Annotated in this window: 13 protein-coding genes; 8 read left to right on the top strand and 5 right to left on the bottom strand. The window is 62.5% G+C overall.

The window, feature by feature from the left end:
* Positions 1-3 precede the first annotated feature (3 nt).
* On the top strand, positions 4-2,157 hold the full coding sequence (locus AO268_RS05660; protein ID WP_099168121.1) for a lipase family protein: 2,154 nt from the start codon (positions 4-6) through the stop codon (positions 2,155-2,157).
* Positions 2,158-2,166: 9 nt separating this feature from the next.
* On the opposite strand, the gene codA is transcribed toward AO268_RS05660, so the two are convergent.
* From codA to AO268_RS05685, 5 genes are all read right to left on the bottom strand, one after another.
* Positions 2,167-3,402 (bottom strand): cytosine deaminase, encoded by a 1,236-nt coding sequence (gene codA, locus AO268_RS05665; RefSeq protein ID WP_099168122.1) that lies wholly within the window; start codon positions 3,400-3,402, stop codon positions 2,167-2,169.
* Between the two features lie 103 nt (positions 3,403-3,505).
* On the bottom strand, positions 3,506-4,774 hold the full coding sequence (gene codB / locus AO268_RS05670; protein WP_099168123.1) for a cytosine permease: 1,269 nt from the start codon (positions 4,772-4,774) through the stop codon (positions 3,506-3,508).
* 164 nt (positions 4,775-4,938) lie between these two features.
* Positions 4,939-5,562 carry an NUDIX hydrolase gene (locus AO268_RS05675; protein WP_099168124.1) on the bottom strand — a complete coding sequence of 208 codons (624 nt, stop codon included), beginning with the start codon at positions 5,560-5,562 and terminating at the stop codon, positions 4,939-4,941.
* 20 nt (positions 5,563-5,582) lie between these two features.
* Positions 5,583-5,939 (bottom strand): 6-carboxytetrahydropterin synthase QueD, encoded by a 357-nt coding sequence (queD, locus tag AO268_RS05680; RefSeq protein WP_003173033.1) that lies wholly within the window; start codon positions 5,937-5,939, stop codon positions 5,583-5,585.
* Between the two features lie 78 nt (positions 5,940-6,017).
* Positions 6,018-7,097, bottom strand: coding sequence for a patatin-like phospholipase family protein (locus AO268_RS05685; protein WP_076964470.1), 1,080 nt, complete (start codon positions 7,095-7,097; stop codon positions 6,018-6,020).
* Positions 7,098-7,256: 159 nt separating this feature from the next.
* Between AO268_RS05685 and AO268_RS05690 the strand changes: the two genes are divergently transcribed.
* The 7 genes from AO268_RS05690 to AO268_RS05720 all read left to right on the top strand — a co-directional run bounded on the left by AO268_RS05690 (position 7,257) and on the right by AO268_RS05720 (position 13,587).
* Positions 7,257-7,565, top strand: a complete 309-nt coding sequence (locus AO268_RS05690; RefSeq protein WP_076964471.1) for a PepSY domain-containing protein — start codon at positions 7,257-7,259, stop codon at positions 7,563-7,565.
* Entirely contained in the window at positions 7,565-7,879 is a 315-nt protein-coding gene (locus tag AO268_RS05695) for a PepSY domain-containing protein (RefSeq protein ID WP_076964472.1), read from the top strand. Before AO268_RS05690 ends, AO268_RS05695 begins: the two co-directional genes overlap by 1 nt.
* On the top strand, positions 7,879-8,547 hold the full coding sequence (locus AO268_RS05700; protein WP_099168125.1) for a response regulator transcription factor: 669 nt from the start codon (positions 7,879-7,881) through the stop codon (positions 8,545-8,547). The genes AO268_RS05695 and AO268_RS05700 overlap by 1 nt, the downstream gene beginning before the upstream one ends.
* Positions 8,544-9,863, top strand: a complete 1,320-nt coding sequence (locus AO268_RS05705) for an ATP-binding protein (protein WP_076964474.1) — start codon at positions 8,544-8,546, stop codon at positions 9,861-9,863. Before AO268_RS05700 ends, AO268_RS05705 begins: the two co-directional genes overlap by 4 nt.
* Positions 9,864-10,067: 204 nt before the next feature.
* Positions 10,068-11,021 carry a TAXI family TRAP transporter solute-binding subunit gene (locus AO268_RS05710; RefSeq protein WP_099168126.1) on the top strand — a complete coding sequence of 318 codons (954 nt, stop codon included), beginning with the start codon at positions 10,068-10,070 and terminating at the stop codon, positions 11,019-11,021.
* Positions 11,022-11,146: 125 nt separating this feature from the next.
* Positions 11,147-13,174, top strand: coding sequence for a TRAP transporter permease (locus tag AO268_RS05715; RefSeq protein WP_099168127.1), 2,028 nt, complete (start codon positions 11,147-11,149; stop codon positions 13,172-13,174).
* Positions 13,171-13,587 carry a DUF1850 domain-containing protein gene (locus AO268_RS05720; protein ID WP_099168128.1) on the top strand — a complete coding sequence of 139 codons (417 nt, stop codon included), beginning with the start codon at positions 13,171-13,173 and terminating at the stop codon, positions 13,585-13,587. Before AO268_RS05715 ends, AO268_RS05720 begins: the two co-directional genes overlap by 4 nt.
* Positions 13,588-13,592 lie beyond the last annotated feature (5 nt).

Raw genomic sequence — 13,592 nt, forward strand, 5'->3', positions numbered from 1 at the left:
GCTATGGATTTTGAAGCGTGGAAGAAGCCGTTTTTCAGCGAAAAAATGCCTGTTTGTCCGTTACGGGGAGGCTGGCTGAGTTTTGCCCTGGTTGATGAAACAGGCGATGGGAAAGCCTATGCAGGGCTTGCCTACTCGGTCTTGGACAGCCAGGGGCAGCAACACGTTGGGCACTTGGATGGCGATGGTTATGTGAAGCTGGATAACCCGTACAGAGGCCCCCAGGTTCTGACTTTCGATGCGCTCCATGAGGCATCTGGAAGTGACTATTACGGAGTGTTACAAGCACGAAGTCACTACCCTTTGCCCATTACAGAGCTGCAATTTCGAGCTGAACAGACACGCTTTGTTCGCAGTGACGGCCAGCGTGTCGAGACCAACCCGGCTCAGCAGCAAGCCAATCGATTCTACCAGGTCGAAGTCCGCGACCTGGTCCGCCATGTCGCCCATTTGCCGCCTCCGGCGCCCCGGTCCCACGGCCCCCAGCGACATGCCCTGCAAATGATGGCCGACCTTGGGTTTGGTCCACCCCAGCCCGGGTTGTGGGGCGTCGTGCTGTTCCCCAACCAGCATACGGTGCTGCAAGTGCGGCCCTTGCGCGCACTGCGCCCGATGTTGTCCACCGAGGACGGGTTCTGTGCCATGAACCTGTACCAACTGGCATTGATGGCGACCTTGAGTTACTGCCGTTTTGGCCAGGAACCGGCCAGCCACCCGCAAGATGAGGTCCACTTTCCCCAGGAGCCCAGCATCGGCCATCTGTTTGCTGAAAAGCTCTCGGGGTATCAGCAGGCCTGGCGGGTCGACGCCGAGCAAGTGCAGCGCTTTTACCCGTTGTATGAGGAGGTCCCGTACTCCCGGCGCTTCGAGATCCTGCCCTTTGATCCTGACGTGTATCCGCAGAACAGTCCGACGCTGGAGGCCAGGCAGGAGTATCCGGCGCGCCTGCATTTTTTCGATGATGAAGAGCAGGGGACCGATACCCAGGCCTTTATCTGCCATCACGACGAAGTGGTGCTGATTGCCGTGCGGGGGACGGCCAGTGCCGCGGATGGCCTGCGTGACGCGAACGCCCACCAGGTGCCTTTTGCCGACGGCCTTGGCAAAGCCCATGAAGGTTTTTACCAGGCTTACCGCGCCATGCGTGACTTCGTATTGCGTTATCTGGATCAGTTCTACATCGGCCAACGCATCGTGATATGTGGCCACAGCCTGGGTGGGGCAATCGCCTTGTTGCTGGCTGAGGGATTGCGCCGTGTCAAGGATGCCAACTACAACGTCCTCCTTTACACCTATGGCGCCCCGCGCGCCGCCGATGCCGAATTTACAGGCGGTGCCGCGGCCCTGGTGCATCACCGGATCGTCAACCATAACGACCCGGTCCCCAGCGTTCCCACAACGTGGATGAACACCACGGCCAAGCTCTGGGTTCCAGGGGCTGTGGCCTTGTTCAGCGCGTCCACGCCGGGAGGCCTGTTGTTTGCTGCGGGTCTGGTGCGTATCGGGGGCCAGCCTTATCAGCATCACGGCGAGCAACAGCACTTCATGCCGATCACCCTGGCGGACGGGACGCATTCCTCGGTGCTGTGGAAGCCCGGGTGTGAGTCGGTGCAGGAGGCAGAGTGCAATCGCGCCTTGCGCCTGCATGGTGACATGCCCGAGCGTGACAACCTGCTCAAGCAACTGTTCCAGGCCAGCCAGCACGCCATGGTCGTCAGCTACGTGCCGGCGGCGTGGGCCACCTTGCGCCGCTGGCAGCAGACACTGGATAACCGCGGCTCCCTGGTGACGGCGCGGGAGTACGCACTGATCGATCGCGCGCTGAGCACTATGCGTGAACAACTGCAGGACAAGCGGCTTGAACTCCACCGCCTCAGCCCGGCGAACGGGCGTGGTCATGAGCAGCACGATGCCTTGAGCGCTGAAATCGATCGCCTGCAAACCAGTCGCCAGCGCCTGGAGAGCCTGCGCTGGCGCCGCTTGGAAGTGCGCGATGTATACGGCAGCTACGCTTCCAGTGCGCACTTGCAACCCAGCCTCGAGCGTTGGTTCGGTCACCGGGAAAACCGTGAGTTGTCCCAACTGGCAAGTATCCCGCCGGCCTTCCAGGCAGACCGGGGGAGGGGCAAACCACTGGACCTGGACTCGATCGTTTAAGCCAGCGCTTTACACAAAAGTCACCTGCGCAGGCTGGCGCTTCATCAACACTTGGCCGTTGCGGATCGAGTACAGCGCCAGGCCCTGGCTGCGAATCACTTCATAGTCACTGTTTGCCGACAGGATCAGCAGGTTGGCCGGGCGCCCGGGCTCCAGCCCGTAGCGGTCGCCCAGGGCCATGGCTTTGGCGCTGTTGTCGGTAACCAAGTCCAAGGCTTTTTGCAGGTTGCTGTAGCCGAGCATATGGCAGATATGCAGCCCGGCTTCGAGTACCCGCAGGATATTGCCGTTGCCCAGGGGGTACCAGGGATCGACGATGGAGTCCTGGCCGAAGCAGACGTTCATGCCGGCCTCCAACAGTTCGTGGACCCGGGTCACACCCCGGCGCTTGGGGAAATTGTCGAAACGGCCCTGCAAGTGAATGCTTTCGGTGGGGCAGGATACAAAGCTGATGCCCGAATGCCCCAGCAGGCGGAACAGCTTGGCGCAGTAGGCATTGTCGTAGGAACCCATGGCCGTGGTGTGACTGGCGGTGACCCGGCTACCCATGTCGCGGCTGCGGGCTTCTTCGGCCAGCACTTCCAGAAAGCGCGAGTGCGGGTCGTCGGTTTCATCGCAATGCACATCGACCAGGCAACCCGTGCGCTCGGCCAGGTCCATCAGGAACTTGACCGAGCTGACCCCCTGGTCGCGGGTGTACTCGAAGTGAGGAATACCGCCCACCACATCGGCGCCGAGGCGAATAGCTTCTTCCATCAGTTCACGGCCATTGCGATAGGACTCGATGCCTTCCTGGGGAAACGCCACGATTTGCAGGTCGATCAGGTGGCTGCTCTCCTGGCGCACTTCGAGCATGGCCTTGAGCGCGGTCAAGTCCGGGTCGGTGACATCCACATGGGTGCGCACATGCTGGATGCCGTGGGCCGCCAGGGCCTGGATGGTCTGTTTGGCGCGGGTCTTGGTGTCTGCCTGGGTAATGGTGGCCTTGCGTTCGCCCCAGCATTCGATCCCTTCAAACAGCGTGCCGCTCATGTTCCAGCGCGGTTCGCCGGCGGTCAGGGTGGCATCGAGGTGGATATGGGGTTCGACAAACGGCGGCACCACCAGGTTGCCGGCGGCGTCCAGGTCGTCCGGCCCCAGGATCGGGGCGGCGGTTTGTGGCGTGATACTGGCGATCCGGCCGTGTTCCAGGTGCAGATCATGCAGGCCTTCACGGTTGCGCAGGCGGGCATTGATGATATGCATGGGCAAGTTCCTCTTGGGCAAAAAGCAATCAGGCAGACAGCCGCCAGATCATCGGCGCGACGCCGATGTCCAGGCGGTCATTGTAGTGTCGGGGCGCTCAGGCTCATGCCTGGATGTCAGCCAATGGTACGCGCACCCGCAGGACGGCGGTAAGCGCGATGTAGGTGGCGGATGCAGTGACGATCCCTACCAAGGGCGCGACCCACGGCGAACTGAAGGCCAGCACCGTACCGACGGCATAGGCCATCAGCCCCGGCCAGTTGAAGGCTGGCAAGCGCACATCCGCGAGCCGTGGATAGTGACCGCGATAGCGATAGAAAAAGTCGGCCATGATCACCCCGCCAATCGGTGGAATCACGGTGCCCAGCAGTATCAGGTAGGGCACCAGCATGTCGTACATGCCCAGCAAGGCGAGCAGGGTGCCAATCACGGCGCCGACCAGGGTCACGGTCTTGCGGCGCTTGGTGCGCAGCAGGTTGCAGCCGGCGACGGCGAAGTTATAGATGGTGTTGTCCTGGGTGCTCCAGATATTGAGCAGCAGCATGGCCATTGCCGCCATGGCGAACCCTTGCAGTAGCAAGACTTCCACCACATCCGGTTGTTGATAGACGATGGCGCCATAGGCCCCGATCAGCACCATCAGGCCGTTGCCGATAAAAAAGCCGATCAGGCTGGCCAGCACCGCCACCTTGGCCGAGCGGGAAAACCGTGTCCAGTTGGTGGCCTGGGTGGCCCCGCTGACAAAGGTGCCGAATACCAGGGTAATGGCCGTGGACAGATCCAGTTCCGCGCTGGGTACCACCGCGAGCAAGCCTTCAAGCCCGCCAATGTGTACGGTGGCTACCCACATTGACAGCAACAGCAGCAGGCCCATGGCCGGTACTGCAATGTAAGAGAGAATCTCCAGCCCCCGATAACCCACGTAGGCCGTGGCGCAAAACACCAGGCCGAACAGCACCATCAGTGCCAGCACGCTGCCCTGGTTCAACTCGAAATATTTACCCAGCACCACGGCCGCCGTAGCAGTGCCCCAGGCGTACCAGCCAATCTGGGTGAACCCCAGGATCAGGTCACTCAACTTGCTACCGACTTCGCCAAAGCAGAAACGCCCCATCAGCACCGAGTTCAAGCCGCTCTTGAAGGCGATGTAACCCAGGCCTGCGGCGTAGATACCCAACAGCAGGTTACCCAGGGCCACGACAGCGAGCATCTGGGTAAAGCTGAAGGCCACCCCCAGCTTGCCGCCGGCGAACATGGTCGCGGTAAAAAAGGTGAAGCCCAGCAACACCATGGCCGTGGAGCCAAGGCCCTTGCGTGCATGCATGGGCACCTCGCTGAGAGGGTAATCGTTGCCCGGTTCGTTGTGCGTCATGTGCCGTTCCCCTGTGAGTGACACCGGGGCTGTTGCAGTGCGCGTGCCAACTGCGTGGCGGTGATGCGCACGTGGGGGCGCTGTGCAGGTTGCACAGCAGGGATGGCCGCTCAGGCGCGAAAGCGGTGCAGCGGTGAGACAAATTGGATCACCGGGCCAGGGTGTCAGTCGAACAGGGTCTGGGTGATTTCCCCGCGGTGAAAGGCGAAGGCGGCTTCAAGATCACTCTCGATGGTGCGCCCGCGTGACAGGGGAGGCAGGTCGTCGAGGCGGAAGAAGCCGACATCGGTGGTTTCAAAGCCTGCCACGGGGGCGGCCTGGTCGGTGCGTTCGCAGAGGAAGTACAACTTGTAGAAGTCGCGCACGTCGGGCCGGTACAAACCCTTGGCCTTGTGGGTCACGCTGTACAGCGCCCGCGCGGTCACACTCAACCCGGCCTCTTCGCGAAGCTCCTTGACAATATTTTCTGCCGCCGACAATCCGATATCGGCATAGCCCCCCGGCAACGCCCAGCAGCCATCCGTTGCTTCGCGCACCAGCAGGATCCGGTCGCCTTCAATCAGCGCTCCCCGCACATCGATCATCGGCGTTGAATAACGCTGGGCGAAGTCCGAGACCAGTCCGGTAATGCGCTCCAGGGGCACTTGCCCCAACTGCGCGAGCATACTGTGGGCAATCTGGGCGATCTCTTCCAGGCGCTCGCGCTCGAAGTCATCCGTGCAAAAGTGCAGCCCGGTAGAAGCCAATGCCTGCAGGCGCTTGGCCTGGGCCAGCCAGGTGGATTCCATGGATCGCTCCTTTGATTGACCTACTCGCCGCGATAAATACAACCACTGGTGCAGGTCTCATGGATACGAATGGCGCTGAGTTCCGGCAACAACGGCTTCAACTCATTCCAGATCCACTTGGCCAGTACTTCACTGGTGGGGTTTTCCAGGCCGGGGATGTCGTTGAGGTAATTGTGGTCGAGGCGCTCGTAGAGCGGCTTGAAAATCGCCTTGATCTCCGAAAAGTCACGGATCCAGCCGGTATGCGGATCGAGGTCGCCGCTCAGGTGGATGGCCACCTTGAAGGAGTGACCATGCAGGCGCCCGCATTTATGGCCATCAGGAACGTGGGGCAAGCGGTGGGCGGACTCGAATGTGAACTCTTTGAAAATTTCCACGGTGTTTTTCAGCTCGGTCAGGTGTCTGGCAGGCGGCGAGTTTAACAGCTTGGCTGGCGCACTGCGCGCACTGGCGGATCAGAGGGGGGCCAGGCGTTCACCCAATCGGCCGTTATCGGCCAGTTCCAGGAACTCATCGCCCAAGCGCTGGCTTTCACTCATCGCGGTTTGCCAGTACTGATTGCGGCGCGTGTCATCCCCCATAAAACGTTTGAAGTCGCTGCGATCCGGCAATTTGCCGTGGGGCAGGCGGGCCAGGTAGTCCCGTGACGGGGCCACCAGCAACACATCCTGCAAACCCTGCGGGCTACTGCGCCGCCACGGCAGACTCTTGTCGAACCAGCCGGGGATGACCCGGTCGGTGAAGTGCGGGTACAGCACAATGTCATGGCCGTGGTAGGGCAGGTCGAGGTGGTAGTCCAGCAGGCCGCCATCGCGATAGGTGCCGGCACCGGCGCCCGGTAAGTCGCGCACACCTTGCATCACCATGGGGATCGAGCCGGACGCCAGCAAGGCCTGGCGCAGGTTGCCCAGTTCCAGGTCGAGGAAACGCGAAGGGAAATCCTTGAGTGGGTGCAGCGGCGGGGCCTGGCGCGGGTCGTGGATGATCAGCCGTTCAAAGTGCCGGGACAGCCGTGCCCGGCCACGCAGGTTGTCGGCAATCACCGAGGACAGGCCCAGGCCCAGGCGCCCGCGATGATCGTCGGCCAGCAGGCCATGGCTTTTGACGACCATGATATTCAGGCGGTAGTGCGGGTTATCCAAAAGCGTCGCATCGCGCCCGGCCAGCAGGTCATCGAGCATGCGCTGGCAGCTCTGGCTGACCTCGGCCATGGTCACGCCCTTGGCAAAGCGTTGCTCGTTGTACAGGCGCCCGAGGTCGAGCAGGCCCTGCACCGGGTCCGGCAGGCAGGCGCTGGCAAAGCGCCAGGAACCAATCGACGCGCCAATCAGCGAGCGCTCGCGGGGCGCGCGTGCCAGCCAGTCCCCGAACAGCGCCAGGTCCAGGCCCTGAATCCCCAAGGCCTTGGGGCCACCGGCCGCGCCGGGCAGAATGCCCACGTCCGCAGGCGCCAGCCCTTGCTCGCGAATGCGTGAAAAGGCGCGCTGGCCAGCCTTGACTGTTAGGGCTGGGAACTTGATGTGGATGGCCGTCATACCGGTCTCTGTGCAGGCGAGCAGGGCAGTATAGGAAATTTTCCCCGGAGTCAGGCAAGGTGTTGTGGGACAATTGCCATGGTGGCAATTCAGTTTCAGTTAAGTTGTGACCCGTACTGTGGGGGCCGTAGGCAAAACATCCGGAAATGGAGAATCATCATGAAAACCCTCACAGCCATTATCGCCGCCAGTATCATCGCCCTCACCACCGGCCTGGCCCAGGCGCGGGACCTGGGGCCGGATGAAGCGCTGAGATTGCGTGACGCTGGTACCATCCAGTCTTTCGAGAAGCTCAATGCCGCCGCCCTGGCCAAACATCCCGGTGGCACCGTGCATGAAACCGAGCTGGAGCAGGAGTACGGCAAGTATATTTACCAGGTTGAGCTGCGCGATGCCCAAGGCGTCGAGTGGGATGTGGAATTGGACGCTGTTACCGGGCAAGTCCTCAAGGATCATCAGGATACGTAATGAAGGTAAATCTACGCACCGGCAGTCGACTGGCGCTGGTGCTCCTGGCCTTTTGCTCGGTGGTGGCTGCCCGGGACCTCAACCAGGATGAAGCTCTGGAGCTGCGCCAACAAGGGGTGATCCTGTCCCTTGAGCTGCTGTTGCAGCAGGCCATGGCGCGGCATCCCGGCGCCAGGTTGCTGGAGGCTGATCTTGAGAGCAAAAACGGCGGGTATGCCTATGAGGTGGAGCTGGTGACCGCCGATGGCGTGGTCCGGGAAATCAAACTGGACGCGACCACCGGCGCGTTGCTTAAAGACGAGGAAGATGACTGATGCGCCTGCTTCTGGTGGAGGACCACGTACCGTTGGCCGATGAACTGATGGCCGGGCTCAAAGCCCAGGGCTATGCCGTGGATTGGCTGGCGGACGGCCGCGACGCGGTGTACCAGGGGCGCAGCGAGCCTTACGACCTGATCATCCTCGATCTGGGCCTGCCCGGGCTGCCGGGGCTTGAGGTGTTGAGCCAATGGCGCGCCGCCGCCCTGGCGATCCCGGTGTTGATCCTCACCGCCCGCGACTCCTGGGCCGAGCGCATCGAAGGGCTCAAGGCCGGGGCGGATGACTACCTGAGCAAGCCGTTTCACCCCGAGGAGCTGTACCTGCGCATCCAGGCGCTGTTGCGTCGCTCCCATGGGCAGGCCAACCAGCCGACCTTGCAGGCGGCGGGCTTGCACCTGGATGAAGGCCGCCAGTGCGTGCTGCGCGACGGGGCCGAGGTGCAACTGACCGCTGCCGAGTTTCGCCTGTTGCGCTACTTTATGTTGCATCCCGAACAGATTCTGTCGAAAAGCCATCTGGCCGAGCACTTGTATGACGGTGAGACCGAGCGCGACTCCAACGTCCTCGAAGTCCACGTCAACCACCTGCGGCGCAAGCTCGGGCGCAGCGTGATTGAAACCCGGCGTGGCCAGGGTTACCGCTTTGGCGCCAGCCCCGCGTGAGGTCGATCCAGCGGCGGTTGAGCCTGGGGCTGATCAGCGTGATGGTGATTGTCGGCCTGGTGCTGGCGCAAACCAGCCTGTGGTTGTTTGAAATGGGCTTGCAGCGCTACCTGGAATCGGGTTTGCGCAACGACAGCGAAAACCTGTTGGTGGCCCTGGTACGCGGCCCTGGCGGCGTGCAACTGGATGAGCAGCGCTTGTCACCGGCCTATCAGCGGCCGTTTTCCGGGCACTATTTTCGCATCGACTTCAGCGACAGCCACTGGCGTTCCCGTTCCCTGTGGGACCAGGAACTGCCGCAACTGCCCCAGGTCGGCCTGCAGGGCAACCTGCAACTGGGCCCGGAAGGCCAGCAACTGTTGGTCCTGCGTTCGGACTACAAGCGTTTTGGCCAGTCGATCTCCATCAGCGTGGCCCAGGACTACACGCCGGTGCGGGAAAGTTTCCATCTGATGCGCCAGGTTGGCCTGGTCCTCGGGCTGGCGGCGTTGCTGCTGATCCTGGTCCTGCAACGGGTCACCGTGCGCCGGGCCTTGCGCCCGCTGGAAACCGCCCGCGAACAGATTGCGCAACTGCAGCAAGGCCAGCGCTCGCAGCTGGATACCCAGGTGCCGGTGGAGCTGGAGCCGCTGGTGGCGCAGATCAACCACCTGCTGGCCCATACCGAAGACAGCCTCAAGCGCTCGCGCAATGCCCTGGGCAACCTTGGCCATGCCCTGAAAACCCCCCTGGCAGTGCTGTTGAGCGTGGCCTCCAGCGAACAGCTCAAGGACCAGCCACAACTGGTCAAGCTGCTGCGCGACCAATTACAGCAGGTGCAGCAACGCCTCAACCGCGAACTCAACCGCGCCCGCCTGGCCGGTGAAACCCTGCCTGGCGCGCTGTTCGACTGCGACAGCGAACTGCCGGGCCTGCTGGCAACCCTGCGCATGATTCACGGCGAGCACCTGGACCTGAGCTACCACGTACGCCCTGGCCTGCAACTGCCATGGGACCGTGAAGATGTGTTGGAACTGCTGGGCAACCTGCTGGACAACGCCTGCAAATGGGCGGATGCCGAGGTGCGCCTGAGCCTCGACGAGGCGCTCCACTGTTTTCAGTTGCGGGTCGAGGATGACGGGCCGGGGATTCCCGAGGCCCAGCGCAGCCAGGTGTTCAGCCGCGGCACCCGCCTGGATGAGCAGACCGATGGCCATGGCCTGGGTCTGGGGATCGTGCGGGATATCGTCGAAGTGTGGGGGGGCACCTTGCAGTTGCACGAGAGTGAACTAGGCGGGCTCAAGGTGCTGATCGAGTTGCCCCGACGCCAGGTCTGATGGGCACCTTGGTGTCGGTGTGTAGGGATTTGCAACAAGGCTTTTCTTGTAACGCCTGACGGGACAATTTCGCTTATAACAGCCACCTGGCTGGCCATGCCGAGCAGGTTTTCGCTCTTGCAAGGTACGGTATCTGCCGGAGCACTTGTCAGCCGGGCACTCGCTTGCTCGGCGCCGAATAAGAACGATAAAAAGGTGAATTCCATGGGAATGACCAAGCGTTTCAGCGTGTTTGCTGTTGCGGCAACCTTTGCCGTCAGCTCTGCGGCACTCGCCGCCCCGACCTTTATCAACGTACTGACCGGGGGCACCAGCGGCGTGTATTACCCGATTGGCGTGGGCCTGTCGCAGCTGTACAGCAACGGTATCGAAGGGGCGAAGACCTCGGTGCAGGCCACCAAGGCGTCGGTAGAAAACCTCAACCTGCTGCAAACCGGTCGCGGCGAACTGGCCTTTGCCCTCGGTGATTCGGTGGCCGATGCCTGGAGCGGTGTGGAAGACGCCGGCTTCAAGACCCCCCTGAAAAAACTGCGGGCGATTGCCGGCACCTACCCCAACTACATCCAGATCGTTGCCAGCCAGGAGTCTGGCATCAACACCCTGGCCGACCTGAAAAACAAGCGCATCTCGGTTGGCGCGCCGAAGTCCGGCACCGAGCTGAACGCCCGCGCCATCTTCAAGGCCGCTGGCCTGAGCTACGAAGACATGGGCAAGGTCGAGTTCCTGCCTTACGCCGAGTCGGTCGAGTTGATCAAGAACCGCCAACTGGATGCCACCCTGCAGTCCTCGGGCCTGGGCATGGCGGCGATCCGTGACCTGGCCGCGACCCTGCCGCTCACCTTCGTTGCCATTCCAGCGGATGTCATCGCCAGGATCGACAACGTGGCCTACCAGGCGGGCACGATCCCGGCGGGCACTTACGACGGCCAGGACAGCGATGTATCGACCGTGGCCATCACTAACCTTCTGGTCAGCCATAACGGTGTGCCTGATGACGTGGCCTACCAGATGACCAAACTCATGTTCGACAACCTCGATCGCCTGGGCAATGCCCACTCGGCCGCCAAGGATATCCAGCTGGAAGGCGCGGCCAAGGGCTTGCCGATCCCGCTGCATCCGGGGGCCGAGCGTTTCTACAGGGAAGTGGGCGCTCTGTAAGCGGCAGGTGGGTGCTGTACGCGGCACCCACCGTTGCGGATGCATGCCGAGGCTGCGATAAAACCTGTGTACGCCGCGTGCCAGGTTTTGTGGGCCTATCGACGTTGTAACGTGGGAGTACCTCCATGAGTGAGCAAGACCAAAGCCTCGCTGCCAACCCCAGGGATTGGCCCAGGGCACTGTTTTATGTCGCGCTGTTGTTTTCCACCTTCCAGGTCATCACCGCCGCCTTCCACCCGGTCTCCAGCCAGATTCTGCGGGCTGTGCATGTGGGCTTTCTGCTGCTGGTGGTGTTTCTGTGTTTTCCGGCGCGGGGCAAGGCCCAGCCCTGGCAGCCGCTGGCCTGGCTGCTGGGGCTGGCCGGGATGGCCACGGCGTTCTACCAGTGGTACTTCGAGGCCGACCTGATCCAACGCTCCGGCGACCTGACGGGCAGCGACATGGCCATAGGCCTGGTGCTGATCGTGCTGGTATTTGAAGCCGCGCGGCGGGTGATGGGCATTGCCCTGCCGCTGATCTGCGCGCTGTTTCTGGCCTACGGCCTGTTTGGCCAGTACCTGCCGGGCGACCTGATGCACCGCGGCTACGCCATCGACCAGGTCGTCAACCAACTGGCTTTTGGCACCGAGGGGCTGTATGGCACGCCAACCTATGTATCAGCCACTTACATCTTCCTGTTTATCCTGTTCGGCGCGTTTCTCGAACAGGCCGGGATGATCAAGCTGTTCACCGATTTCGCCATGGGCCTGTTCGGCCACAAGCTCGGTGGCCCGGCCAAGGTTTCGGTGGTGTCATCGGCGCTGATGGGCACCATTACCGGTTCGGGCGTGGCCAATGTGGTCACCACCGGCCAGTTCACCATCCCGTTGATGAAGCGCTTTGGCTATAAATCGGCGTTTGCCGGCGGCGTGGAAGCGACTTCGTCGATGGGCAGCCAGATCATGCCGCCGATCATGGGCGCGGTGGCCTTTATCATGGCCGAGACGATCAACGTGCCGTTCTTCGAGGTGGCCAAGGCCGCGTTGGTGCCGGCGTTGCTGTACTTCGGCTCGGTATTCTGGATGGTGCACCTGGAAGCCCGGCGCTCCAACCTGCGTGGCCTGCCCAAGGCTGAATGCCCCAACCCCTGGGCGGCGGTGAAACAGCGCTGGTACTTGCTGATCCCGCTGTTGGTGCTGATCTACCTGCTGTTCTCCGGGCGCACACCGCTGTTCTCGGGCATGGTCGGCCTGGCACTGACGGCCATCGTGATCCTGGGCTCGGCGATCATCCTGCGCGTCTCGTCCACGGGCATGCGCCTGGCTTTCTGGATTGCCCTGGGCGTGCTCTGCGCGGGGTTCTTCCGGCTTGGTATCGGTATGGTGTTCGGCGTCGTGGCGCTGCTGGTGGCGGTGTGTTGGTTTATCAAGGGCGGCCGTGACACCCTGACCCTTTGCCTGCACGCACTGGTAGAAGGGGCGCGCCATGCCGTGCCGGTGGGGGTCGCCTGCGCCCTGGTGGGCGTGATCATCGGCGTGGTGTCGCTGACCGGGGTGGCGTCCACCTTCGCCGGCTACATCCTTGCCATTGGCCAGGACAGCCTGTTCCTCTCACTGGTGCTCACCATGCTGACCTGCCTGGTGCTGGGCATGGGCATCCCGACCATTCCCAACTACATCATCACCAGTTCGATTGCCGCACCGGCCCTGCTGGACCTGGGGGTGCCACTGATTGTGTCGCATATGTTCGTGTTCTATTTCGGCATCATGGCGGACCTCACACCACCGGTGGCACTGGCCTGTTTCGCGGCGGCACCGATTGCCCGGGCAAGCGGGCTGAAGATCAGCCTGTGGGCGATCCGCATCGCCGTGGCCGGGTTTGTCGTGCCCTTTATGGCGGTGTACGAGCCGGCGCTGATGCTCCAGGGCGACAGCCTACTGGCCACACTCTACGTGGTGGCCAAGGCGCTGTTGGCCATTGGCATCTGGGGCGCGGTATTCACCGGTTACCTGCTGACGAGGCTCAATGGTTGGGAGCGCGTGCTGGGCTTTGTCGCCGGTGCCAGCCTGATCCTGGCGACGCCGTTAAGCGATGAAATCGGCTTCGCCCTGGCCGTGCTGTTGATCGCCCAGCACTGCTGGCGTGCCCGCCGTGCTCAGGTGGCCACTGCGTGATCGGTGTATGCCTGGGCTTGGCCGGTGTGGTCTGGGCGCAACTCCCCACGCCGGCCTTCACCCTGGCCTGGACCCATACCGTTGAGAAAGTACGCTGGGAAGAGGATTACCGCGTGACGCCTGCGGGGCTGGTATTGGGCGAGGCGCGGGTCAAGGGTTCGGGGGCTGGCATGGAAATCCCGGACGGCGCCGAGCTGCGCGAGGGCAGTTGGCACTACCAGCGCCAGCTGCCGCCCTTGCAACCCCTGCGTGTGGGGCGAACCCCCGAGGCCGGGGATTATCAGCTGTGCTTCAACCAGCGTTGCCAGTGGATGAGTGCCTGGCTCGGCCCGCCACACGCGAGCCGGCCGGCGTTGGAGTTGTGGAGTTGTGAGCTGGACGGCGCGTCCAGCACCAGGCCCCGCGCATTTTAAAGCGC

Origin of the sequence: Pseudomonas sp. ICMP 8385, assembly GCF_002699915.1 — a bacterium.
In the GTDB taxonomy this organism is placed as follows: Bacteria; Pseudomonadota; Gammaproteobacteria; order Pseudomonadales; family Pseudomonadaceae; genus Aquipseudomonas; species Aquipseudomonas gessardii.

What these genes read in the sequence shown, in the direction of transcription:
- AO268_RS05715 (WP_099168127.1), top strand. Translation starts at nt 11,147, where the DNA reads ATGAGTGAGCAAGACCAAAGCCTCGCTGCCAACCCCAGGGATTGGCCC.
- AO268_RS05700 (WP_099168125.1), top strand. Translation starts at nt 7,879, where the DNA reads ATGCGCCTGCTTCTGGTGGAGGACCACGTACCGTTGGCCGATGAACTG.
- AO268_RS05690 (WP_076964471.1), top strand. Translation starts at nt 7,257, where the DNA reads ATGAAAACCCTCACAGCCATTATCGCCGCCAGTATCATCGCCCTCACC.
- codB (WP_099168123.1), bottom strand. Translation starts at nt 4,774, where the DNA reads ATGACGCACAACGAACCGGGCAACGATTACCCTCTCAGCGAGGTGCCC.
- AO268_RS05660 (WP_099168121.1), top strand. Translation starts at nt 4, where the DNA reads ATGGATTTTGAAGCGTGGAAGAAGCCGTTTTTCAGCGAAAAAATGCCT.
- codA (WP_099168122.1), bottom strand. Translation starts at nt 3,402, where the DNA reads ATGCATATCATCAATGCCCGCCTGCGCAACCGTGAAGGCCTGCATGAT.
- AO268_RS05685 (WP_076964470.1), bottom strand. Translation starts at nt 7,097, where the DNA reads ATGACGGCCATCCACATCAAGTTCCCAGCCCTAACAGTCAAGGCTGGC.
- AO268_RS05710 (WP_099168126.1), top strand. Translation starts at nt 10,068, where the DNA reads ATGGGAATGACCAAGCGTTTCAGCGTGTTTGCTGTTGCGGCAACCTTT.
- AO268_RS05675 (WP_099168124.1), bottom strand. Translation starts at nt 5,562, where the DNA reads ATGGAATCCACCTGGCTGGCCCAGGCCAAGCGCCTGCAGGCATTGGCT.
- AO268_RS05695 (WP_076964472.1), top strand. Translation starts at nt 7,565, where the DNA reads ATGAAGGTAAATCTACGCACCGGCAGTCGACTGGCGCTGGTGCTCCTG.